The 22,081-nt window shown below is 37.9% G+C and carries 21 protein-coding genes; 13 read left to right on the top strand and 8 right to left on the bottom strand.

From position 1 onward, the window contains the following. Nucleotides 1-43 precede the first annotated feature (43 nt). From N8A89_RS13995 to N8A89_RS13970, 6 genes are read left to right on the top strand one after another with little or no spacing between them, the layout of a single operon-like run. Nucleotides 44-943, top strand: coding sequence for a MerR family transcriptional regulator (locus N8A89_RS13995; protein ID WP_289644486.1), 900 nt, complete (start codon nt 44-46; stop codon nt 941-943). Nucleotides 944-969: 26 nt separating this feature from the next. Beyond that, on the top strand, nt 970-2,427 hold the full coding sequence (locus N8A89_RS13990) for a phytoene desaturase family protein (protein WP_281542796.1): 1,458 nt from the start codon (nt 970-972) through the stop codon (nt 2,425-2,427). A gap of 9 nt (nt 2,428-2,436) precedes the next feature. After that, nucleotides 2,437-3,276: a phytoene/squalene synthase family protein gene (locus N8A89_RS13985; protein WP_281542795.1), complete on the top strand. Its 840-nt coding sequence runs from the start codon at nt 2,437-2,439 to the stop codon at nt 3,274-3,276. Further along, on the top strand, nt 3,276-3,722 hold the full coding sequence (locus N8A89_RS13980; RefSeq protein WP_281542794.1) for a sterol desaturase family protein: 447 nt from the start codon (nt 3,276-3,278) through the stop codon (nt 3,720-3,722). Before N8A89_RS13985 ends, N8A89_RS13980 begins: the two co-directional genes overlap by 1 nt. Before the next feature lie 2 nt (nt 3,723-3,724). Next, complete coding sequence (gene crtD, locus N8A89_RS13975) at nt 3,725-5,203, top strand: 1-hydroxycarotenoid 3,4-desaturase CrtD (RefSeq protein WP_289644485.1); 1,479 nt, start codon at nt 3,725-3,727, stop codon at nt 5,201-5,203. Further along, the gene (locus tag N8A89_RS13970) at nt 5,196-5,837 is read left to right on the top strand and encodes a carotenoid biosynthesis protein (RefSeq protein ID WP_281542793.1); all 642 of its coding nucleotides are present in this window, start codon (nt 5,196-5,198) and stop codon (nt 5,835-5,837) included. The genes crtD and N8A89_RS13970 overlap by 8 nt, the downstream gene beginning before the upstream one ends. On the opposite strand, the gene N8A89_RS13965 is transcribed toward N8A89_RS13970, so the two are convergent. From N8A89_RS13965 to N8A89_RS13940, 6 genes are all read right to left on the bottom strand, one after another. Next, complete coding sequence (locus tag N8A89_RS13965) at nt 5,834-6,532, bottom strand: DUF3291 domain-containing protein (RefSeq protein ID WP_289644484.1); 699 nt, start codon at nt 6,530-6,532, stop codon at nt 5,834-5,836. The two genes, N8A89_RS13970 and N8A89_RS13965, sit on opposite strands and share 4 nt — an antisense overlap. A 5-nt stretch (nt 6,533-6,537) precedes the next feature. After that, a complete protein-coding gene (locus N8A89_RS13960; RefSeq protein ID WP_289644483.1) occupies nt 6,538-7,092 on the bottom strand; it encodes a TlpA family protein disulfide reductase in 555 nt (184 codons plus the stop codon). 73 nt (nt 7,093-7,165) lie between these two features. Next, nucleotides 7,166-9,439: an aconitate hydratase gene (locus N8A89_RS13955; RefSeq protein ID WP_281542790.1), complete on the bottom strand. Its 2,274-nt coding sequence runs from the start codon at nt 9,437-9,439 to the stop codon at nt 7,166-7,168. A 174-nt stretch (nt 9,440-9,613) separates the two neighbouring features. After that, nucleotides 9,614-10,567 (bottom strand): AAA family ATPase, encoded by a 954-nt coding sequence (locus tag N8A89_RS13950; protein ID WP_281542789.1) that lies wholly within the window; start codon nt 10,565-10,567, stop codon nt 9,614-9,616. Between the two features lie 4 nt (nt 10,568-10,571). Then, entirely contained in the window at nt 10,572-12,053 is a 1,482-nt protein-coding gene (locus tag N8A89_RS13945) for a peptidylprolyl isomerase (protein WP_430682008.1), read from the bottom strand. Continuing rightward, complete coding sequence (locus N8A89_RS13940) at nt 12,007-12,903, bottom strand: peptidyl-prolyl cis-trans isomerase (protein ID WP_289644482.1); 897 nt, start codon at nt 12,901-12,903, stop codon at nt 12,007-12,009. Before N8A89_RS13940 ends, N8A89_RS13945 begins: the two co-directional genes overlap by 47 nt. 129 nt (nt 12,904-13,032) lie before the next feature. Between N8A89_RS13940 and N8A89_RS13935 the strand changes: the two genes are divergently transcribed. From N8A89_RS13935 to N8A89_RS13910, 6 genes are all read left to right on the top strand, one after another. Beyond that, entirely contained in the window at nt 13,033-13,488 is a 456-nt protein-coding gene (locus N8A89_RS13935) for an SRPBCC family protein (RefSeq protein WP_281542787.1), read from the top strand. 21 nt (nt 13,489-13,509) lie between these two features. Next, nucleotides 13,510-13,749: a hypothetical protein gene (locus N8A89_RS13930; protein WP_281542786.1), complete on the top strand. Its 240-nt coding sequence runs from the start codon at nt 13,510-13,512 to the stop codon at nt 13,747-13,749. Nucleotides 13,750-13,839: 90 nt separating this feature from the next. Then, entirely contained in the window at nt 13,840-14,976 is a 1,137-nt protein-coding gene (locus tag N8A89_RS13925) for a serine hydrolase (protein WP_281542785.1), read from the top strand. A gap of 19 nt (nt 14,977-14,995) precedes the next feature. Beyond that, nucleotides 14,996-15,730: a 23S rRNA pseudouridine(2604) synthase RluF gene (rluF, locus tag N8A89_RS13920; protein WP_281542784.1), complete on the top strand. Its 735-nt coding sequence runs from the start codon at nt 14,996-14,998 to the stop codon at nt 15,728-15,730. Between the two features lie 116 nt (nt 15,731-15,846). Continuing rightward, nucleotides 15,847-16,953 (top strand): helix-turn-helix domain-containing protein, encoded by a 1,107-nt coding sequence (locus N8A89_RS13915; protein WP_281542783.1) that lies wholly within the window; start codon nt 15,847-15,849, stop codon nt 16,951-16,953. A gap of 255 nt (nt 16,954-17,208) precedes the next feature. Continuing rightward, nucleotides 17,209-18,522, top strand: coding sequence for a carboxypeptidase-like regulatory domain-containing protein (locus N8A89_RS13910; protein WP_281542782.1), 1,314 nt, complete (start codon nt 17,209-17,211; stop codon nt 18,520-18,522). Between the two features lie 77 nt (nt 18,523-18,599). Here the strand turns inward: N8A89_RS13910 and N8A89_RS13905 are convergent, their stop codons facing one another. Further along, nucleotides 18,600-19,079, bottom strand: coding sequence for a fasciclin domain-containing protein (locus tag N8A89_RS13905; protein WP_281543288.1), 480 nt, complete (start codon nt 19,077-19,079; stop codon nt 18,600-18,602). Between the two features lie 335 nt (nt 19,080-19,414). Here N8A89_RS13905 and N8A89_RS13900 point away from each other — a divergent pair, with 335 nt between their 5' ends. Then, nucleotides 19,415-19,699, top strand: a complete 285-nt coding sequence (locus N8A89_RS13900; protein WP_281542781.1) for an LD-carboxypeptidase — start codon at nt 19,415-19,417, stop codon at nt 19,697-19,699. 64 nt (nt 19,700-19,763) lie between these two features. On the opposite strand, the gene recQ is transcribed toward N8A89_RS13900, so the two are convergent. Beyond that, a complete protein-coding gene (recQ, locus tag N8A89_RS13895) occupies nt 19,764-21,974 on the bottom strand; it encodes a DNA helicase RecQ (RefSeq protein ID WP_281542780.1) in 2,211 nt (736 codons plus the stop codon). Between the last annotated feature and the right edge of the window lie 107 nt (nt 21,975-22,081).

Below are 22,081 nucleotides of genomic sequence, written 5' to 3'. Positions count from 1 at the left end.
AATCTTAAAAATTGTAGATTTGTTTAATCCTTTTTAAGAAAACATGAACAATGTAAAAAAGCATTTTAGTATCCGTGATCTTGAAAATCTTTCAGGAATCAAGGCTCATACCATTCGAATATGGGAAAAAAGATATGGTCTTTTAAAACCAGAACGAACGGACACCAACATTAGAACGTACGGTTTAAGCAGTCTACAAAAATTATTGAACGTAACCCTTTTATACCATAATGGGTACAAAATCTCTAAAATTGCCAAGATACCCGAGCAGAATATCCCAATTGTGGTGAGGGAGATAATTGCGAAAAAGAGTTTTAAGAATCATGCCATAAACTCCTTTAAACTTGCGATGGTCAATTTTGACCAGACCATTTTTTTTGAAACCTATAATAACTTAATTAGTGAAGGTTCTTTCCGGGAGGTTTTCAAGAATACCTTTATTCCTTTATTAAACGAAATTGGACTACTCTGGCAAACAGATACCATTAGTCCTGCTCACGAGCACTTTATCACCAATCTCATAAAACAAAAAATATTGCTGAACACGGAAAAACTTCAGCATACGAAACCAACCAAAACGGATAAGGTCTTTGTTGCGTTCTTGCCTGAAAATGAAATTCATGAAATTGGATTACTGTATTTAAATTATGAGATTGTTTTAAGGGGTTATAAGTGTATTAATCTGGGGCAAACCATTCCCATGGAAAACTTAACGGATGTTATGAATTATTTTGATAACATTTACTTCATCTCCTATTTCACGGTAGTTCCGGAAAAGGATAGAATTAAAAAATATATAAGCGATTTTGAAAAACTTGTCTCTGAGTATGACAATCCAAATTTCTGGATTCTAGGTAGGCAGGTACAGCATTTAGATGTCGCAGAGCTACCACCTTTCGTAAGGACATTTACTTCTATTGATGATGTTGTTAGCAAACTCTAATCATTTTGTAAAATCAATACTAATAAATGGATAAAACGGTCATCGTTATCGGTTCTGGTTTTTCGTCGCTTTCAGCTTCATGTTATTTAGCAAAAGCTGGGTTTGACGTAACCATCTACGAAAAGAATTCGACAGTTGGTGGTAGAGCGGCCCAGTTTAAGAAAGATGGTTTTACATTTGATATGGGTCCGAGTTGGTACTGGATGCCGGATATCTTTGACAAGTTTTTCTCAGATTTCGGAAAACAAACCAAAGATTTCTATGAATTGGATAAACTAAGTCCCGCTTATAAAATTTTCTTTTCTGACGACGTTATAACAATAGGCGATTCCATGGACAAGATTTGTATGGAATTTGAACGTGTTGAAAAGGGTAGTTCCAAGTTGCTACGAAAGTTTATTAGGGAAGCTCAAGAAAATTATGATATCGCCATTAATAAAATAGTACTTAGACCAGGTCTTTCCCCATTTGAATTGGTTACCAAAGAAACCATTCTTAAAGTGGATCAGTTTTTTAAGACCATTAGTTCTCAGGTAAGGAAAAAGTTCAAGAATCCTAAACTTGTTTCCACTTTGGAATTTCCTGTTTTGTTCCTAGGGGCAAAACCAGATAATACTCCATCTTTTTATAATTTTATGAATTTTGCCGATTTTGGTTTAGGTACGTGGCATCCCAAAGGAGGTATGTACGAGGTAATAAAAGCGATGGAAAGTTTGGCTAAGGAACTTGGGGTACAAATCAATACAGACCAAAATGTTGAAAATATTCTGGTTCAAAACGGCAAGGCTGTCGGCGTTAAATGTAACGGGATTCAAGTAGATGCTGACATTGTGCTCAGTGGGGCAGATTACCATCACTCCGAACAACTTTTAGAAGAAGGCTCAAGGCAATACTCTAAAAGTTACTGGGAGAATAAAACTTTTGCCCCTTCATCACTACTGTTTTATACAGGATTTGATAAAAAACTCAAAAATATTGAGCATCACAACCTGTTCTTTGATACAGATTTTGAGCAACATGCCCAAGAAATTTATGACGAACCCCAATGGCCTACTGACCCATTGTTTTATGCTAATTTCCCATCCGTAACGGATGAAACAATGGCACCAAAGGACTGCGAAACTGGATTTTTTCTTATTCCACTTGCCCCTGGTTTAGAGGATACACCAGTACTCAGAAAGCAGTATTTTGATTTAATCATGAAAAGATTTGAATTAAGAACTGAGCAAGAAGTCACAAATAATATTATATTCAATGAATCGTTCTGTGTGAACGATTTTATAGAACGGTACAACTCTTACAAGGGAAATGCTTATGGCATGGCCAATACGCTTTCGCAGACAGCCTTTCTACGACCAAATTTGAAGAGTAAAAAAGTGAAAAATCTCTTTTTTACTGGACAACTTACGGTTCCTGGGCCAGGAGTTCCACCTTCTTTAATTTCTGGTAAACTTGTATCAGAATTAATTGTAAAAGATAACTAGTAACAACGTATGAAAATTACTTTTGACAAAGTTTCGTATCAATGTAGCAAAGTTGTTACAGAGAAATATAGCACCTCTTTTGCTTTGGCAACAAAGATGCTACATAGCTCAATAAGGAGCGATATCTATAATATTTATGGCTTTGTGAGATTTGCTGATGAAATAGTGGATTCCTTTCACGATTACGATAAGGAGCGATTGTTCAACAAGTTTGAAGCGGAATTGGAAGCCGCCTTAATAGACAAAATTAGTTTAAACCCCATTTTGAATTCTTTTCAGCATACGTTCCATACCTATAATATTCCAAAACACTTGCTAGATTCTTTTATGAAAAGTATGCGCATGGATCTTTCTAAAAGTATTTACAGAACGGATGAGGAATACAGGCAATACATTTATGGTTCTGCAGATGTTGTGGGTCTAATGTGTCTAAAGGTTTTTGTAAAGGGTCACGAACAATCCTACGAAGAGTTAAAGGATTCTGCCATGGCATTGGGGTCGGCATTTCAAAAAGTAAATTTCTTGCGGGATGTAAAAGCTGATTTCGAAGAACTAAACCGTTCCTATTTTCCCAATACCAACTTGAAGGAATTGGACGAAGCATCTAAAACTCGAATTGTCGAGGAAATTAAGGCTGACTTCCAACTAGGATATACCGGCATTCTTCGGCTACCGGCGGAGGCCAAATTTGGTGTTTACACGGCGTATAAATATTATTATAAACTATTGAAGAAACTTCAAAACACCCCGTCTTTGGAAATAAAAAATGCTCGAATTCGCGTGCCAAACTATCAAAAATTTGGTCTCTTGGCGCGATCTTACGTTAAATATAAAATGAATTTGGTATAATGAGAATAGTACTTTGGATATTGATTTTTATAGGGACTTTTTTAATCATGGAATTCATGGCTTGGTTTACCCATAAGTATGTCATGCATGGATTTTTATGGAGTTTACACAAAGATCATCACCACAAGAATCATGATTCGTGGTTTGAAAGAAACGACGCTTTCTTTATTTTCTACGCCATAGTAAGCATGTCCTTGTTTTACGCCGGCGCTAATGGATTTTGGTATGGTTATCCGTTAGGATTTGGAATTCTTGCCTATGGCGTGGCCTATTTTTTTGTGCATGATATATTTATACATCAGCGCTTTAAGCTTTTTAGAAATGCCAACCACTGGTATGCCAAAGGGGTAAGAAGAGCCCACAAAATACACCATAAGCATCTGGGCAAAGATAAAGGTGAATGCTTCGGTATGCTATTTGTGCCTTTCAAATATTTTAAAAAATAAACATGCCTAAAGCTCTGGTAATCGGTGCTGGTATTGCTGGCATAGCCAGCGCTATGTACCTGTGTAAAAAAGGCTACCATGTTCAGGTATTTGAAGCCAATAGTTTCCCTGGTGGAAAATTACACGCCATTGAGAAAGATGGATACCGGTTTGATTTAGGCCCTTCCCTATTCACCATGCCTCATTTGGTTACCGAACTTTTTGAACTTTTTGATAAGAATCCAACGGAATATTTCAATTACAAAAGAAAGCAGACCCTTTGTAATTACTTTTGGGAGGACGGTCTACGTTTCTCAGCTAAAGGAGATTTAGAGGAATTTACTAAAGATGCATCCGATGCCTTTAGTGAACCTGCAGAAAATATAAAGAATTACGTTGAAAAGAATAAAAGAAAATACGATTTAACAGCATCACTCTTCTTAGAGAAATCGCTCCATAAATTAGACACCTATTTATCGCTAAACACCTTAAAAGCCATACTGAAGATTGGTTTACTCGATGTGAATGCAACCTTGCACGAAACCAACAAAGCCAATTTTCAAAACCCCAAACTGGTCCAATTATTTAATAGATATGCAACGTATAATGGGTCGTCTCCATATAGAACTCCAGGAATAATGTCCATGATACCCCATCTAGAAATGGGCTACGGAACCTTTTTTCCGCATGGGGGTATGCACCAAATTACATGTAGTCTCTATCAATTGGCTTTGGAAGAGGGTGTGAAATTCAATTTCGAAGAAAAGGTTCTTAAGATTAATGTAGACGGAAAAAAAGCTGTAGGAATTATGTCAACAAAAGATAATTATGAAGCGGATTGCATAGTATCCAATATGGATATTTTTCCAACCTACAAGCAACTATTAAAGAATCAGAAATTTCCTAAAAAGACGTTGGCCCAAGAACGTTCAAGCTCTGCTCTAATTTTTTATTGGGGCATTGAAAAGAATTTTCCCGAGTTGGATTTGCATAATATTTTTTTTAGTGAATCATACGAAAGAGAGTTTGATGGAATTTTCAATAAAAAATCGATAATAGATGACCCCACTGTTTATATCAACATATCATCAAAAGAGAACCCCTCTGATGCACCTGTTGGACATGAAAATTGGTTTGTGATGATCAATGCTCCTGGCAATTATGGACAAGATTGGGAACAACTTAAACAAGAAGCAAAAAGGAACATCATTTCTAAATTGAATAGGCTGCTAAAAATCGATTTAGAAAAATTAATTACTACAGAACATATTCTAGACCCTGTGGGTATTGAAACCGATACGAGTTCTTATAGAGGTGCTTTATATGGCGCGGCCAGCAATAGTAAGTTTGCCGCTTTTTTAAGACACCCAAATTTCTCGAGAGCAATTGACAACCTATACTTTTGTGGAGGATCAGTTCATCCAGGTGGTGGAATACCACTATGCCTTTTATCCGCAAAAATCGTTAATGATTTGGTTCCAAAAATTGAAAATCATGAATGATTTTCTTCTTAAACATAAAGTTTGGTTTAGTATAGGTGTCATTTGGCTTTTCCACATTTCTGCCATCATTGGTATTTCCCTTGGCAACGTGAATTGGTTTATTGAAAAGACACCGATAAACCTGGGAATCTGTTTTTTCCTTTTTCTTTTGGTCTATCCTATAAACAATTATAAAAAATTTGGGGCGCTCTTGCTCTTTTTTAGTGGTGGCATGTTCGCCGAATGGCTAGGTGTTAATCATCAGATTTTATTTGGGGAATATACCTACGGCCGTAATTTTGGCCCCAAACTGGACGGTGTTCCTTATTTGATAGGAACGTATTGGGCGCTTTTAACCTTCATAACGGCTAGTATTATGGACTACACGACACTATCCTCTAGCATAAAAATAATAAGTGCAGCTGGTTTAATGGTCCTACTTGATTTTTTTATGGAAAAGAGTGCGCCAGTTTTCGACTTTTGGCACTTTGAAGGTGGTTTGCCAACTCTAGAAAATTATTGGACTTGGTTTCTAGTGGGCATAATTTTCCAAATAATTCTTAAGGCATTTAAAATTAAAGGGGATAAAATTTTCTCTCTCAATCTATATTTGGCACAGCTTTGCTTCTTTCTATTTTTCTTTCTTAAGTCCTAAAAAGGAAGTTTACCTATCTCCTTGAAATATCCTAAGGATTTATAGGGTTGGAATCTTGAAAAAAGTTCCTCACTATACCAATTCAGTTCCTTCGTTTTAACAATTGCTTCAGCATGTTCTTTACTATTGTATGCATAATTCATGAGGGATTCCTTATCCTTCCATATACTAAAGGTTGCCATTTGAAAAAAAGGAACTTCCCCTATTCCTTTTGCATAAAGCAAACCTTCATTGTTTTCCAAAGGCCTCTGTGAGATAGGAACGTAATTCCAAAATTTAAATAAAAGTTTGGTTTTGATAGTGGCTCTAGTAATGACCGCAATGAAAGGATTTTGCGCATCTAGCGTATCGCTTTCCACAAAAGGGTTTTTACCTGACCATGCACCTTTAGCTCTCATATTTTTGAGGAAGAGCGAACAATTTTCCGAGCTTGTAGCCCGATATTTCTTCATTAAATTGGATTCTTCAAAGAAAACTTTTGCCGCTTCTTCATTATCCCAAATTTGAATTAGTGCGTAAACCGACCAGTCGGCAAAGGGATTAAAACCGGGTTTACCGCTTCCCATAAGCTTGTATAACTGTAAACCATTGACCTCTTTCAATGGTTTATGGGCAAATTGCATCATTCCAAAGGCCCATAACTTACTTCCTAGTGTTTTGTATTTGAAAAGAGTTATTGTGGTGATTTGGGACATCTTTTCTATTCTGAAATCAAAGAATTTAAAAGATTATCGACTTTGTCGTTGTCCCAATCGGATATTGCATTTTGATGTACGGCGATTGCGCCGTTTTTATCCAAAATATAAGAACCTGGCGGTTTCAAAATTGTTAACGGACTTGAATCACCAACGATTTGGTAGGTTACTGGAAAGGTATAACCATTTTTAAGCATGAACTCCTCTACGGGCTCCCGCTCCTCATTAGTGATAATATAAAATTTAACCTTGCCCTTATACTTATCGTACAGATATTGCACATCCTTCAGTTGTGCTTTTGAAGGTAGATGCCAAGAAGTCCAAAACGTTATAAAAACTACGTTACCTCTTGCTTCTTCAAAACTAAAAATATTCCAATCTTCATCTTTTAATCTCCAGGAATAATCCTCAATCTTTCCACGGTTTTCTGGCTTTATTATTGTTGGTGCCGTAGACAACCACCTGTTCAAGAGTAATTTACTATAATCACCCAAAGGGGTTACAAAGAAGGAAAGAACTAAGGCTATAACCAAGAGCGTGTAAACGGTCTGTCTTTTCATTAATTTTTGATAGGATTCAAAACTAAAAAACTCCCGATGATTATCAGGAGTTATGTTCAATTATTTAAGAATGTTAAGCAGCATTTTCCCTTTTTATAACGTTTAGGGCAGAGCCTTCATTAAACCATCCTATTTGCGCTTTGTTGTACGTATGATTGGCTTTGATGATATCCTTGCTTCCATCAGCATGAACTACCTCTAGAGTTAGTGGTTTGTCCGGTGCAAAGTCTGCAATATCAACAAAATTAAAGGTGTCATCCTCCTGTATTTTATCATAGTCCTCCTCATTGGCAAAAGTAAGTGCCAACATCCCTTGTTTCTTCAAATTGGTCTCGTGTATACGGGCAAACGATTTTACCAACACGGCAGCTACACCTAAATGCCTAGGCTGCATGGCTGCATGCTCTCGCGAGGAACCTTCACCGTAGTTATGGTCTCCGACAACGATGGATTTAATACCTGCCGCCTTGTAAGCTCTTTGGGTGTCCGGGACGCCATCATACTCTCCCGTCAACTGGTTTTTTACGAAATTTGTTTTCTTATTAAATGCGTTCACAGCACCTATCAAGGTATTGTTCGCAATATTATCCAAATGTCCCCTGAAACGCAACCAAGGTCCCGCCATAGAAATATGATCAGTGGTACACTTACCAAAAGCTTTAATTAATAACTTTACCCCTTGTAAGTTTTCTGGCCTCATCGGTTCAAAAGGCTCTAATAACTGCAAACGTTCAGAATCCTTAGCCACTTTTACTTCCACACTGGAACCATCGTCCGTTGGTGGTAAGAATCCGGCATCTTCTACTGCAAACCCTTTTGGTGGAAGTTCCCACCCCGTAGGCTCTTCAAACTGGACCTCTTGCCCGTCTTGGTTAATAAGTGTATCCGTCATAGGATTAAAATCCAAGCGACCGGCAATGGCTATTGCAGCCGTCAGTTCAGGAGAAGCAACGAAAGCATGTGTATTGGGATTACCATCCGCACGTTTGGCAAAATTCCTGTTAAATGAATGTACAATACTGTTTTTTGGTGCATTCTTAGGATCACTATATCTTGCCCACTGCCCTATACAGGGTCCGCAGGCATTGGTAAATATCTTAGCATCCAATTTTTCAAATACCTGTAGGATACCATCCCTTTCGGCGGTATAGCGCACTTGCTCTGATCCAGGATTGATTCCTAGTTCGGATTTCATTTTCAGGCCTTTATCCAAGGCTTGTTGTGCAATGGATGAGGCTCTGGACAAATCTTCGTAGGAAGAGTTGGTACATGACCCTATTAATCCCCACTCTACCTGGATTGGCCAGTCATTTTCAGTTGCCTTTTTCGTCATTTCCTTACCAACGCCCGTGGACAAATCTGGTGTAAACGGACCGTTCAATAATGGTCCGAGTTTGGACAGGTCAATATCTATTACTTGATCAAAATAATCCTCAGGATTGGCATATACCTCATCATCCGCGGTCAAATAAGGTGCTATCTTATTTGCAGCATCCGCAACGTCCCCTCTTTCCGTGGCACGTAAATAACGTTCCATGGACTCATCATAACCAAAAGTTGAAGTTGTAGCACCAATTTCAGCTCCCATATTGCAGATAGTGCCTTTTCCTGTACACGAAAGTGATTTCGCACCAGGACCAAAATATTCAACAATGGCGCCAGTACCCCCTTTTACCGTGAGTATTTCAGCTACCTTTAATATGACATCTTTTGGTGCGGTCCATCCGGATATGGTCCCGGTAAGTCTTACCCCAATTAGTTTAGGGAACTTTAGCTCCCAAGCCATTCCCGCCATAACATCCACTGCATCAGCACCACCAACTCCAATGGCAACCATACCCAGTCCCCCGGCATTAACAGTGTGGGAATCCGTTCCAATCATCATTCCTCCCGGAAAGGCGTAATTCTCAAGTACTACTTGATGAATAATTCCCGCACCCGGTTTCCAAAATCCGATTCCGTATTTATTGGAAACCGATTCTAAAAAATCAAATACTTCCGCACTTGTGCTGTTGGCAGATTTTAAATCGGCCGCTGCTCCACTCTTTGCTTGTATAAGGTGATCACAATGAACCGTAGTGGGCACCGCGACTTTAGGCTTTCCAGCTTGCATGAACTGCAATAAGGCCATTTGTGCTGTAGCATCTTGACAAGCGATACGATCCGGAGCAAAATCTACATAATCCTTACCACGTACGAATGCCTTGGTAGGATTACCTTCCCATAGGTGGGAATATAAAATTTTCTCGGACAGCGTTAGCGGTTTGCCCACTATTTCTCGAGCCTTATCTACCCGTTCCGCCATATTGGCGTAAACCGCCTTAATCATATCGATATCGAATGCCATTTATATTTTTATTTTAAGATTAAACCAATTCAGTAAAATTAAGAAAATACTAGGGGCAAATAAAATTTTTACACGAAGATTAATTGGGAAATAAAGGCCTATTGTCTATTGAAGCAATCGCCAAGGAGTCAAACATTGGGGGAAAGAAAATTCTAATCTCAGGACTACGAAAAGCTACAACAACTTTTCGATAATATCTTCTTCGGAAATGCCTTCAGCTTCTGCCTTGTAGTTCTTAATGATCCGGTGTCTTAGAATACCTTTTACCACAGCATGTACATCCTCAATATCAGGTGAATACTTTCCATGGATGGCGGCATTTGCCTTTGCTCCCAAAATCAGGTTCTGAGAAGCTCGTGGTCCGGCTCCCCAATCTACATATTGTTTAACAAAATCAGATGTGGTTGCCAAGTTAGGCCTAGTGCTATTGACCAGTTTTACAGCATATTCCACTACATTATCGGGTACTGGAATTCTACGCACCAACTCTTGAACCGTCAAAATTTGTTCCGCATCAAATTGTGCATCTACCGTATAGGTCATGGCAGAAGTAGTGTTTTTCACCACTTGGATTTCTTCTGCAACGGATGGATACGTTAGCTCTATCGCAAACATGAATCGGTCCAATTGTGCCTCTGGCAAGGGGTAAGTTCCTTCTTGTTCTATTGGATTTTGAGTGGCGAGAACAAAATACGGCAATTCTAGTTTGTGTTGAACGCCGGCAATAGTCACCGCGCGCTCCTGCATTGCCTCCAATAAAGCGGCCTGAGTTTTTGGAGGCGTTCTATTAATCTCATCAGCCAGAATAATATTGGCGAATATAGGTCCCTTGATAAACTTGAAGTTTCTAGCCTGATCAAGGACTTCGCTTCCTAGAATATCGCTGGGCATCAAATCTGGGGTAAACTGGATACGCTTAAAATCCAACCCTAATGCTTGGGCAATGGTATTGACCATAAGGGTTTTTGCAAGCCCGGGAACACCTATCAATAGGGAATGGCCACCGGTATATATGGACAGTAGTATTTGGTCGATTACGACTTCCTGGCCGACAATTATTTTTGCAATTTCCTTTTTAAGCGCAATATGTTTTTCAACAAGGAGCTTAATAGCGGCAACATCTGACATACAGTTATTCCTTTATCCAATTATTGGCAAAGTCGCAATCCGTGTTCGCCTCGTTCACACTAATATAAGTATCCTCAATATGCTCATCCATCCATTCTTTAATGGCGTTGAACTGTTTTTCGGTCAGTGCAAGCTGCTGTATTTTAGTATAATCCTTGGCGAAGTCCGCTACGTGTTCATCAAACCTATTGGTCACCTTCAAAATTTTATATTTTGGAGGTCCACCTCGGGGATCCTGCTCTAAAATAGGATAGGAAAGTTCGTTATCCTTCAGATTCCTGACTTGATTATATAAGGCAGGGTCCATTTTTGTCAACTCAAAACGGGAACTAAAATCTTGTGGATTCCTCAAAAGTCCACCATCAAACTTTGTCTCTTTTTCATCGGAAAAATTAAGTGCCGCTTCAGCAAATGTAAATTCCCCGTTCATTACTTTTAAACGGATACTATCCAATTCCGTCTTAGCTTCCTCTAAAGCATTTTCAGATATTTCGGGTTGAATCAAAATATGCCTTAAATCCAATTCTTGACCTCTTATCTTCTCAATAAAAATGATGTGGTATCCAAAAGCAGTCTCAAAAGGTTCTGAAATTTCACCTTCCTGTAGACTAAAAGCCACATCCTTGAATGTTTTGTCAAATCCAGTTTGCTTCGTAATACTATAAAATCCTCCTTTGGATTTAGACCCTGGATCCTGTGAGTATAGAATAGCCTTTACGCTAAAACTAGCATCATTATCCTCAACATCAGCTTTTATCTGATTTAGCTTATCAACCACCTTTTGCTTTTCTTCCTCGGAAGGCTCAGGAGACTTTACAATCTGTGCAATCTCCAATTCTGCCCCAAAAACAGGACGTTCGTCCTCTGGTATCTTATTAAAGAATTGACGTACTTCTTCCGGGGTTATCTCTATCTCTTTAATGATATCCTGTTGCATGCGTTCAGAAAGCATACGCAGTTTGTTAATTTTATAAAGCTCCTCCCTAAAACTGGCCTCATCTGTTTTTTTATAATATTTAAGCACCTTGTCCATAGAGCCAATCTGTTGTACCAAAGACTGGAGTTGACGGTCTCCCGTAGCATTTACTTCGTCATCGGAAACCAAAATACTGTCCTGCACCGCTTGGTGTGCGTACAGACGATCCTCCATTAACTTACCTAAAAGACCGCATCGTGTAATATCTGCCGTATTCGCACCCTGACTTTTTAGATCTATCAACGTTTTCTCAATATCAGAATCCAATATTACATAATCGCCTACCACTGCTGCGATGCCATCGAGTTTGATTCTTTTGAAATTATTGGTTGAATCTTTTTTCTTAGGTGTAGCCTCAGCAATATTTTCCATGGGCTCAACCTGATTATCCGGAACTTCCGGTATAGAATCTTGAGCGGATATTGCGAGTCCGGCACACCATATAGCTGCCAAAACTGCTCCTTTAATCTTTGGTATAAACTTCAAATTCTTTATCCTTGATTGCTTCATCTATGATTTCGGTTTCGAGTTTACGCAGGTAGTCAATTTTTCTGCGACTTAATAAGACTTGCTTTATGGTAGGTGTTACAAAAGATAGCGGTGCAATTTCGTTCAAATCCTTAACATCCTCTATTTTCACCAAATATACCCCGTTAGCATCCTCCAATTCAAAAAATTGTGATTTTTTTAAGTACTTGTTCTGATTTTCAGGGGTTATAGGCGGGATTTCCTCAAATATCCTAGAGGACTTGACCCAAAGAGAATCATTAAAATGTAACTTTTTAAATTGTACGCCTATAGAATCCAAATAGGCCACATCCGCTTCCTTAAAACTCTTAAGTCTTTTGATTACCTCATTCTTATCTAAGAAGTTGTTAGGAATTTCTATAAACCTCAATTGCGCTATTCTTTCCTTCAGCCTAAAATTTTCCTTTTCCCTTTCGTAAAATTCCTCCAATTGATTTGTAGAAATTAGGGAATCTGCCCCTTGCGATACCAATGCCTCTTTATAGGCCCTAGTATATAAATCTACACGATACTCACTGACCAAATTATCAAACTCTGCCAGTTTCTCTTCGGGTAGATTAATTTTCGCTTTGGATAATAACAACTGTTTAGAAGCCCAATTATTAATGTAGTTGGTTACAAAAGATGCACTATCGGATTTAGACATTCCATCCGTCATGAAGGGTCTTATATCCTCATCGTACAGATAGGATTCACCCACTCTGGCCAAGGCCCCTTGCTCTTCTTTTTTCTTGAAAAAAGAGTCACAAGAAAATAGGAGTAGGCCACACAAGCACATGGCAAAACCTTTCTTAAAATGTTGTTGTACTGTCTTTTGTTTTGCAGAAAACATCCTGCAAAAATAGCAATTACATAATCCCTTGCAAGCGTTAACAGCTTTCCTTAACACAATTTTAGGGGAGCATATTAGAATTGATTACTTTAGAAGTTGGATTGGAATTAATTAGTAAAACGAAATATTATGAAATATACGAGCGAGATTGTGGTAAACGTTCCTCTCGACACCTTCATTAAAAAAATGGACAATCCTGAGAACATGAAGCATTGGCAGCAAGGGCTGATAGGCTACAAAGAATTAGATGGTATTCCCGGAACGGAAGGTGCCAAAATGGAATTATCCTATAAAATGGGTAATAGGAACATGGTATTGATTGAGACGATTATCAAACGCAATTTACCACATGAGTTCCATGCTACCTATGATGCTAAAAACGTTCATAACATCCAAAAGAACTATTTCAAATCTATTGACGGGCATTCAACAAAATGGATTTCTGAGAGCGAATTTCAGTTTGAAGGATTTATGATGAAGACTATGGGATTTTTAATGCCCGGTGCCTTTAAAAAGCAGTCTATGAAATATATGAAGGATTTTAAAGCCTTCGCCGAGGACGGAACTTCAGTGACTAAGTCTTAATTTTGTAGAAAAAGGACAAAATTGGCTAGAAAAATAAAATTGATTTGGGATTTTAGAGGACCAACGGCATTTAGAACTGCGGAACATCACGAAAAACATTTGAAGGAATATATTATATCTGAAAACATCTCCCTTAATATAACAGGGCATAAAGAAATAAACGAGTTACACGGTATAGCTTTTATGGTTGTGGAAGAAGAAAATATGATTGCGGTTAGAGATGCCCTAAAACCACATCGTGGAGAAGTTTATAATGAATAATAAAACAAGCCCTTTATAAATTCCTTTGGTACAAATATACCACAAGATGAATCCGGTCCACTCATTATAAAACCGAATTATTAAAATTCAATGAAAAACACAATACCGTTATTTTTACTCACCGTACTATTTTTTGCTTCGTGCCAAAAAACTACACAAAACGAGAACCTGTTGGAGCAAGCACTCTCCTCTCATAGCCCCAAAATAAAAAGGGTTATGGACAGTTTGGAAAAATTTGAGGTGCAAATACGGTATACAAAAATAGATAGGAGAAACGATAGCATAATCTTTACGGATTATGATTTTCAGGTAGATTCCGAGGCCTATTTTTATCCAGCGAGTACGGTTAAATTTCCTATTGCCATTTTGGCCCTAGAGCGCCTTAACGAAACCGATACCTTAAATAGAAATACCAGATATTATATCGAAGGTGATTCTTTAGAGTCTACTTTCGCCAAGGATATATCACAAATTTTTGCAGTCAGTGACAATGGTGCCAATAATAGATTGTTTGAACTTTTAGGACAGGATGCCATCAATACTAATCTGAAGAAAAAAGGGATTGAGAAAATACGTATTTCTCATAGATTGGGTTACCATAGCGAGGATCTAACCACAAAACCTTTGATTGTCTATTTAAACGATAGCACGACCTCACCCACCAAACCAACGGCCAATACTGCTCCAGAACCTTTGGAAATTCAAAAAATAAAAAAAGGTGTCGGTTACGTTGAGGATGATAGTTTAATAAGTACTCCTTTCAATTTTAGTTTAAAAAATTATTATCCCTTAGCATCCCAACATGGAGTGCTGAAAAGGGTAATTTTTCCGGGTAAATTTGAGGCCGACGAACGTTTTAATCTATCAAAGGACCAACACTCTTTCTTATTGAACGCTATGCAGACACTCCCTAGAAATGCTGGTTACGATGTTGAGACTTACTACGACGGCTATTGTAAATTCTTTATCTACGGCGATACCAAGGAAGCAATCCCGGACCATATAAAAATCTACAATAAAGTGGGCTTTGCGTATGGGACCCTAACCGACTGTGCTTATATAACGGATAGAAAAAATGAGGTTGATTTTCTTCTTACCGCAACCATACTAGTGAACAATAACAGGATTTTTAATGATAATGTTTATGAATATGACGAAGTAGGCATACCTTTTCTAGCAGAACTAGGCAGGGAAATCCACCGGTTAGAAATACAAAGAAAAAAATAGTCGCAAAGACCTTAGATTTATGGAAGCTACGCCTAAACAAACCCGAATAAACAAATACCTTAGTGAAGTAGGTTATTGTTCCCGTAGAGCAGCCGATAAGCTTATAGATCAAGGCCGGGTTACTATAAACGGTAAGGTTCCGGAGATGGGAACGAAGATTTCGGAGAACGATACGGTGCATGTGGACGGAGAACTTATTTCCGAACCTAAGGAGAAGCCTGTTTATTTGGCCTTTAACAAACCTATTGGAATAGTGTGTACTACGGATACAGGTGTTGAAAAGGATAATATTATTGATTACATCAATTACCCTACTCGTATATTTCCCATAGGAAGGTTGGACAAACCTAGTGAAGGCCTTATATTTTTAACGAACGATGGCGATATCGTTAATAAGATTCTACGGGCCAGAAATAATCATGAGAAGGAGTATTTAGTTACGGTAGATAAACCTATAACTACTGATTTTCTAGTAAAAATGAGAAATGGGGTACCTATCCTGGATACGATTACCAGAAAATGTGAAGTACACCTAGTAAGCACTTATCAATTTCGTATTATTCTAACCCAAGGCTTGAACAGGCAGATACGCCGGATGTGTGAATATTTGGACTACAGGGTAAAAAAATTAAAACGAATCCGTATAATGAACGTACATCTAGACCTTCCTGTTGGCCAGTGGAGAAATCTAACCCAAGAGGAATTGGATGAAATTAACCGACTAGTGGGAAAATCGTCTAAAACCCATGATTGACTAGACTAATCCTGTATCCTAAAAGACTATATTTTAGGTCACCAAGGACAAATCCCTATACTAAGAGACAAGGTTTTGAAGGTCATTTGCTACATTAGTAGGAGTAACTTTTGAACATGGATTTTATTATTGGTCTTTTTTTAGCATTCGTTGTATTTGGCGTATTGCTGTCCCTAATTTTTCTTAATAAAAAGAAAGGGGACAAATACGCGAATAGTCTTCTTGCCTTGTATACTTTTCTCTTTGCCTTTGAACTGTTAAATAATGTATTACGCTGGTCTGGGGCCCTGCGTACGGAAACCTTTGTTCATTTTAATTTAGTCCATTTTCCGCTGTGGGCCATTTATGGTCCTTTGGTTTATTTATATGTACGCAGGGTTACCAAAAAAATCAGTTTTAAATATACCGATATTCTATTCCTAGTCCCAGTACTCCTTATAGCAGGGACTATCTCTCCTTTCTATTTGCTTGATACGACCAAAAAACTTGGACTTGTAAATGCTGGCGCAGAATTTGCTCATATTCCATGGCCTTCCTATGGTATTTGGTTGGTGATTCTACTTATGTTTTTCTATTCCTGTCTTTCCTATTTCAGTTTTAGAAAAAACAGACAGACGGGGTATCGAGAAAATGTGTGGCTCAAGTGGTTTGTCGGGTCTTATACGGGATTTGTCTTTATGTTTTCGCTTTATATTTTTCTGATCTGGTTCAATCTCATGGACCCCAAATACGACTACTTCGTTGATATTGTTATCGTATTTTTTATTGGACTTTTGACCTTTTTTGGTTTTGTGCAACCAGAGGTCTTTGAGGGTAAGAATATTAGGGAAATACTTCCCTTTATAAAATATAGAAAGACCGGTCTTTCAGATGCACTTTCGTTGCAGATGAAAGAAAAACTTTTGGCCATAATGTTAGATAACAAGCCCTATTTGGACCCGGGACTGCGGTTGGATGATTTAAGTCTATTATTACATCTATCTAGAAACCAAACCTCTCAAATCATCAATGAGCATTTTAATCTTTCTTTTTTTGATTTTTTGAATCGTTACAGGGTCATGGAAGCAAAGAATATGCTTATGGATTTTGAAAATCAAGGGTTGACCATGTCACAACTCGCATATGAGGTTGGATTTAATAATAGGGCTTCCTTTTACAAAGCCTTCAAAAAATTCACTGGTTATAACCCCTCAGCGTATTTGGAACAATCACGAGCCTCATAACTTATTACAATAAAAAAACTTGAAAACTTAAAAACATTGAAGAAAACGAAACCAAATGAAAGAAGTCTTAACACAGGCAAAATATAGCTGACAAATTCTAATGAATTAAATGACTAACCTCTTAAAAACAATAGATAATCACATTAAAATATGGATACAAAATTCATCATAATTTAAGAAAATTTTCAAGGTTATCCACCTTAAAATCATTAACTTAGATAATAAACAAAAAATCTCATTTTAAAACAATATACCATGATACAGAATTTAACAATACCCTTAAACAAATCCATGATCAGGTCGCTTATTCTATCGGCCTTGTTCGTGGTTACTCTTTGTACTACAGCAACGGCACAAGATGTCGACTATAAGGAATATAGCGGCGAAGTCTTAGATGATAAAACGAAAAAGCCTTTGGTATTTGCAACCTTAACCTTAGAAGGTTCCAATGTAAGTACAATTACCAATACGGAGGGAGAATTTTCCCTAAAGGTGCCCCAGCCTAACTTGGGAGAGAACCTTGTCGTTTCTTTTTTGGGCTATAGTACTAAAACTATGCCGATAGCGCAATTAAGTTCCAACAACAATAAAATTTTAATGTCGGAATCGGTAATGGAGCTCTCAGAAGTTAACCTGAGTGTCCCTAAAAACGCTGAAGCATTGGTACGTGAAACACTTAAGAAAAGAGGTGATAATTATATAGATAGACCTACGGTCATGACAGCATTTTACCGGGAAACCATTAAAAAACGTAGAAAAAATGTAAGTCTCTCTGAGGCGGTGGTAAATATTTATAAAGCTCCCTACACTTCAAACAAAACTGATGCAGTAAAATTGTATAAGGCCAGAAAAAGTACCGATTACAGCAAGTTAGATACTGTAGCGCTAAAGTTACAAGGAGGTCCCTTCAACACTCTTTTTGTGGATATGGTAAAATACCCAGACTATATTTTTACCGACGAATCCATCGGCTACTATAATTTCTCTTTTGACGGGTCTACACGAGTGAACGATAAACTTATTTACGTGGTTAAATTTGACCAAAAGCCAGAGATTCTCGATCCGCTTTTCACTGGGAAATTATATATAGATGCTGAGAAGAAAATATTAACGAGCGCCATTTATTCATTGAACATTACCAATAGGGATTTGGCTTCTAGGATGTTCGTCCGTAAAAAGCCAAGAAACGCTGACGTATGGCCTACAGAGGTAGCCTACAGGGTCGATTATAGGGAAAAGGATGGTAAATGGTACTATGGCTACAGTAATGTGCTTTTAGAATTTAAGGTGGATTGGGATAAGCGATTGTTTAATTCGGTTTACAGTATGAACTGTGAAATGGCCGTTACCGACTGGGAAGAAAATGTGACAAACTCCAATTTAAAATCCAAAGACCGTATGAAATCTGATATTATCCTTAGCGATGAGGCCATTGGTTTTGCCGATCCGGATTTTTGGGGAGCTTACAATATCATAGAACCAGAAAAATCAATTGAATCTGCTATTAGAAAAATACAGCGTCAATTGAGACGTGCAAAGGATGACAACAGTGGCACTTCTATTCCTTAAAAGTTAGATAATCGTTTAAAAAATAAAATCCCGCTAAATTTCTTCAGCGGGATTTCTTTATAGGGAACTATTTATACTTATTCCGGCATTACCACTGCATCAATTGCATGTATAACTCCGTTAGATGCGCCTACATCAGCCATAACCACAGTAGACATATTACCTTTCTCATCCTCTAACATTACCTTTCCGTCTTTCAAGGATAATGTGATATTACCGCCTTGTACTGTAGTCACGGGAAAAGCACCGTTATTTCCATTAATCGCCTCTATTACAGCAGCTGCTTCATACTTTCCGGCAACTACGTGATAGGTCAAAATCCCAGTTAGGGCATCCTTACTTTCAGGCTTCAATAAACCATCTACAGTACCTGCAGGAAGTGCAGAAAAGGCATCATTTGTTGGAGCAAAAACAGTGAACGGTCCGTCGCTACTTAATGTTCCTACTAAATCAGCAGCTTTTACGGCAGCTACCAATGTTGAAAAATTATCATTTCCAGCTGCAACACCTACAATGGTTTCGGACTGTGCAAAAGCAGTCGCACCGAATAAAAGCATCGCACTTGCAGTAATTGTTTTAATCATTTTCATCTTTAGTCTTTTAAATTAATAATTATTTATTTTCATAAAGGTAAACGAGAAGGAGTCCTAACTATCACAAAATTTGTTTAATATTTTTATTATTTTGTTAAACAAAATATAATTCTTCAATAAATAGTCCTTTAGATGAACTTATTATCTTTTTTAAGCAGTCCAGACCTCATTTTACTAAAAGCGATTTGGGATTTTCATTGAGTACCTTTCTTCCTCCTTCAATTTGTGCCTGTACATTATTGAAATAACGCATTCTATCTAGAGCCTAAAAAAGCATGATATTATAGGACTTAGTTCACTTGGTAATATTTTTATTCCTGAAGATTAGAGGAACGCTAGAAACACTTAAAAATACGGCGCATATACCGTCACATACTTCTACGATCGACAAGGGCTATGGATATTTTAGTAATACAGATAAAGAATGTATGGCAGATTTAAACCATATGTACGCAAATCAATTAATAGAAGGAATTCTTTGTTCAAGAAGAGGTCTGGGATGTACTCGTGTTCTTCATAAAACAAATTATGAACTCATTAAAAATAACCCCAAGGTCTTGATTGTTTTTAGTGATGTACCCTAAGGACATCAACGCAGAAAGTCGTCCTGTAGAACAACTATCCGATTTCTTGAAAAATAGTAAATAATTAGTTAGCGACTTCGCTTATGAATTTAAGGCGATACAAGCGTAGTTCCTCATCTTCGTACTCTCCATCAAATTCTTTCATTGCCTCTTCCAAATCGTCCGTCTCTGCCTCTAAAAAATAATCGTGAATCTCTTCCTGCTGCTCATCATCCAAAACCTCATCGATCCAATACCCAAGGTTTAATTTTGTACCGCTAAACACGATCTGTTCCATTTCTTTAATCAGTTCGGGAATTTCCAATCCCTTGGCAGATGCAATATCACTTAGAGGTAGTTTCCGATCTACATTTTGAATGATGTACAGTTTAAGTCCTGAATTGGCTCCCGTACTCTTAACCACCAAATCATCCGGTCTTATAATATCATTTTCCTCCACGTAGGAACTTATGAAGTCAATAAAAGGCCTACCGTACTTTCTTGCCTTACCTTCCCCTACCCCGTGAATATTAAGTAGTTCTTCCATGGAGACCGGATATTTAAGTGCCATATCTTCTAAAGATGGGTCTTGAAATACTACAAATGGAGGCACTTTTAGTTTGTTGGCCTGTGCTTTTCTTAGGTCTTTAAGCTGTTTTAAAAGCTTCTCGTCAGCGATACCACCAGATTTCGCAGCACCAACGATGGCATTATCATTTTCCGCATTGTAAACATGGTCCTTGGTCATCATAAAGGATTCTGGCTTCTTCATAAAGTTTTCCCCAGCCTCCGTTAAATGAAGTACACCGTACTGCTCTATTTCTTTTTTAAGCAATCCAGCTACCAGTACTTGTCTCACCAACGCCATCCAGTAACTTTTGTCTCGATCTGAGCCTATACCAAAAAAGTCCTTCTCATTAGTTTTATGGGATGCTATGATTGCATTGCTTTTACCACGGATAGTATTCACAATTTCCTTGGATTTGAACTTCTCACTAGTACCCTTAACCACTTTTAGCAGTTTAAGGACATTGTCTTTTGCTTCTTCCTTTTCCTTTGGGTTTCTGGTATTATCGTCCATATCCGCCCCATCCCCGTTTACTTCGTCAAACTGCTCACCAAAATAATGTAGCATAAACTTTCGACGAGACATAGAGGTTTCAGCATAGGCTACCACCTCTTGTAGGAGGGCATTACCTATCTCCTGCTCCGCTACGGGTTTACCGGACATAAACTTTTCCAACTTCTCTATATCTTTATAGGAATAAAATGCCAGGCAGTGTCCTTCGCCTCCGTCCCTACCAGCTCGTCCCGTTTCTTGATAATAACTCTCTATACTTTTAGGAATGTCGTGATGTATCACAAAGCGAACATCTGGTTTGTCTATACCCATCCCAAAAGCAATGGTGGCGACGACCACATCCACATCCTCCATCAAGAACATATCTTGATATTTGGATCTAGTTTTTGCGTCAAATCCTGCATGGTATGGAACCGCACTTATACCATTTACCTGAAGCACCTGGGCTAATTCTTCTACCTTTTTACGACTTAGACAATATATGATTCCGGATTTACCCGAATTTTGTTTTACAAAACGAATGATATCGGCCTCCACGTTCTCCGTTTTTGTACGGACCTCATAAAATAAATTTGGTCGATTAAACGATGCCTTAAATAGAACCGCATCATTAATTCCTAAATTTTTAATAATATCTTCTTGAACTTTTGGTGTGGCAGTAGCGGTTAGACCAATAATTGGAATATTATCCCCCAAGCGCCCAACAATGGATTTTAAATTGCGATACTCCGGTCTAAAATCATGTCCCCATTCGGAAATACAATGCGCTTCGTCAACCGCTACAAAAGAGATTGTAACGGAACGTAAAAATTCCACATTTTCTTCCTTTGTCAAGGATTCCGGGGCAACGTATAGTAATTTGGTTATGCCGTTGGTAATATCTTCTTTAACCTGCTTTACCTCTGTCTTATTCAAAGACGAATTTAAAACATGGGCAATGCCGACTTCAGAAGATACCCCTCTAATAGCGTCTACCTGATTCTTCATCAAAGCTATCAAGGGGGAAACTATAATGGCTGTACCTTCCTGCATTAATGCCGGAAGTTGATAACATAGGGATTTGCCACCTCCAGTTGGCATAATCACAAAAGTATTATTTCCTTTGAGTATACTTTTTATGACCTCTTCCTGAAGACCTTTGAACTTGGAGAACCCAAAAAACTTTTTAAGATAGACATGTAGATCAATAACATCTAAATCCTTTTCGTGTGTCACGTTTTCTAATTTTGTGAAGAAGCATTTTGTTTGTCGTACTTTGAATGAACTAACATTTGGTTGCTTAAGAGCATTCTAAATTCTTATACCAGAAACATGCTATAAAA

Origin of the sequence: Maribacter aestuarii (assembly GCF_027474845.2) — a bacterium.
In the GTDB taxonomy this organism is placed as follows: domain Bacteria; phylum Bacteroidota; class Bacteroidia; order Flavobacteriales; family Flavobacteriaceae; genus Maribacter; species Maribacter aestuarii.
The sequence above is the reverse complement of the archived record's forward strand: the minus strand, read 5'-3'. Positions and strand labels throughout refer to the sequence as shown.

Coding starts and splice junctions, on each gene's coding strand:
- N8A89_RS13970 (WP_281542793.1), top strand. CDS start 5,196: ATGAATGATTTTCTTCTTAAACATAAAGTTTGGTTTAGTATAGGTGTC.
- N8A89_RS13945 (WP_430682008.1), bottom strand. CDS start 12,053: ATGAAGCAATCAAGGATAAAGAATTTGAAGTTTATACCAAAGATTAAA.
- N8A89_RS13990 (WP_281542796.1), top strand. CDS start 970: ATGGATAAAACGGTCATCGTTATCGGTTCTGGTTTTTCGTCGCTTTCA.
- N8A89_RS13910 (WP_281542782.1), top strand. CDS start 17,209: ATGATACAGAATTTAACAATACCCTTAAACAAATCCATGATCAGGTCG.
- N8A89_RS13985 (WP_281542795.1), top strand. CDS start 2,437: ATGAAAATTACTTTTGACAAAGTTTCGTATCAATGTAGCAAAGTTGTT.
- N8A89_RS13925 (WP_281542785.1), top strand. CDS start 13,840: ATGAAAAACACAATACCGTTATTTTTACTCACCGTACTATTTTTTGCT.
- N8A89_RS13905 (WP_281543288.1), bottom strand. CDS start 19,079: ATGCTTTTATTCGGTGCGACTGCTTTTGCACAGTCCGAAACCATTGTA.
- N8A89_RS13965 (WP_289644484.1), bottom strand. CDS start 6,532: ATGTCCCAAATCACCACAATAACTCTTTTCAAATACAAAACACTAGGA.
- N8A89_RS13955 (WP_281542790.1), bottom strand. CDS start 9,439: ATGGCATTCGATATCGATATGATTAAGGCGGTTTACGCCAATATGGCG.
- N8A89_RS13915 (WP_281542783.1), top strand. CDS start 15,847: ATGGATTTTATTATTGGTCTTTTTTTAGCATTCGTTGTATTTGGCGTA.
- rluF (WP_281542784.1), top strand. CDS start 14,996: ATGGAAGCTACGCCTAAACAAACCCGAATAAACAAATACCTTAGTGAA.
- N8A89_RS13935 (WP_281542787.1), top strand. CDS start 13,033: ATGAAATATACGAGCGAGATTGTGGTAAACGTTCCTCTCGACACCTTC.
- N8A89_RS13940 (WP_289644482.1), bottom strand. CDS start 12,903: ATGTTTTCTGCAAAACAAAAGACAGTACAACAACATTTTAAGAAAGGT.
- N8A89_RS13950 (WP_281542789.1), bottom strand. CDS start 10,567: ATGTCAGATGTTGCCGCTATTAAGCTCCTTGTTGAAAAACATATTGCG.
- N8A89_RS13995 (WP_289644486.1), top strand. CDS start 44: ATGAACAATGTAAAAAAGCATTTTAGTATCCGTGATCTTGAAAATCTT.
- N8A89_RS13960 (WP_289644483.1), bottom strand. CDS start 7,092: ATGAAAAGACAGACCGTTTACACGCTCTTGGTTATAGCCTTAGTTCTT.
- N8A89_RS13980 (WP_281542794.1), top strand. CDS start 3,276: ATGAGAATAGTACTTTGGATATTGATTTTTATAGGGACTTTTTTAATC.
- crtD (WP_289644485.1), top strand. CDS start 3,725: ATGCCTAAAGCTCTGGTAATCGGTGCTGGTATTGCTGGCATAGCCAGC.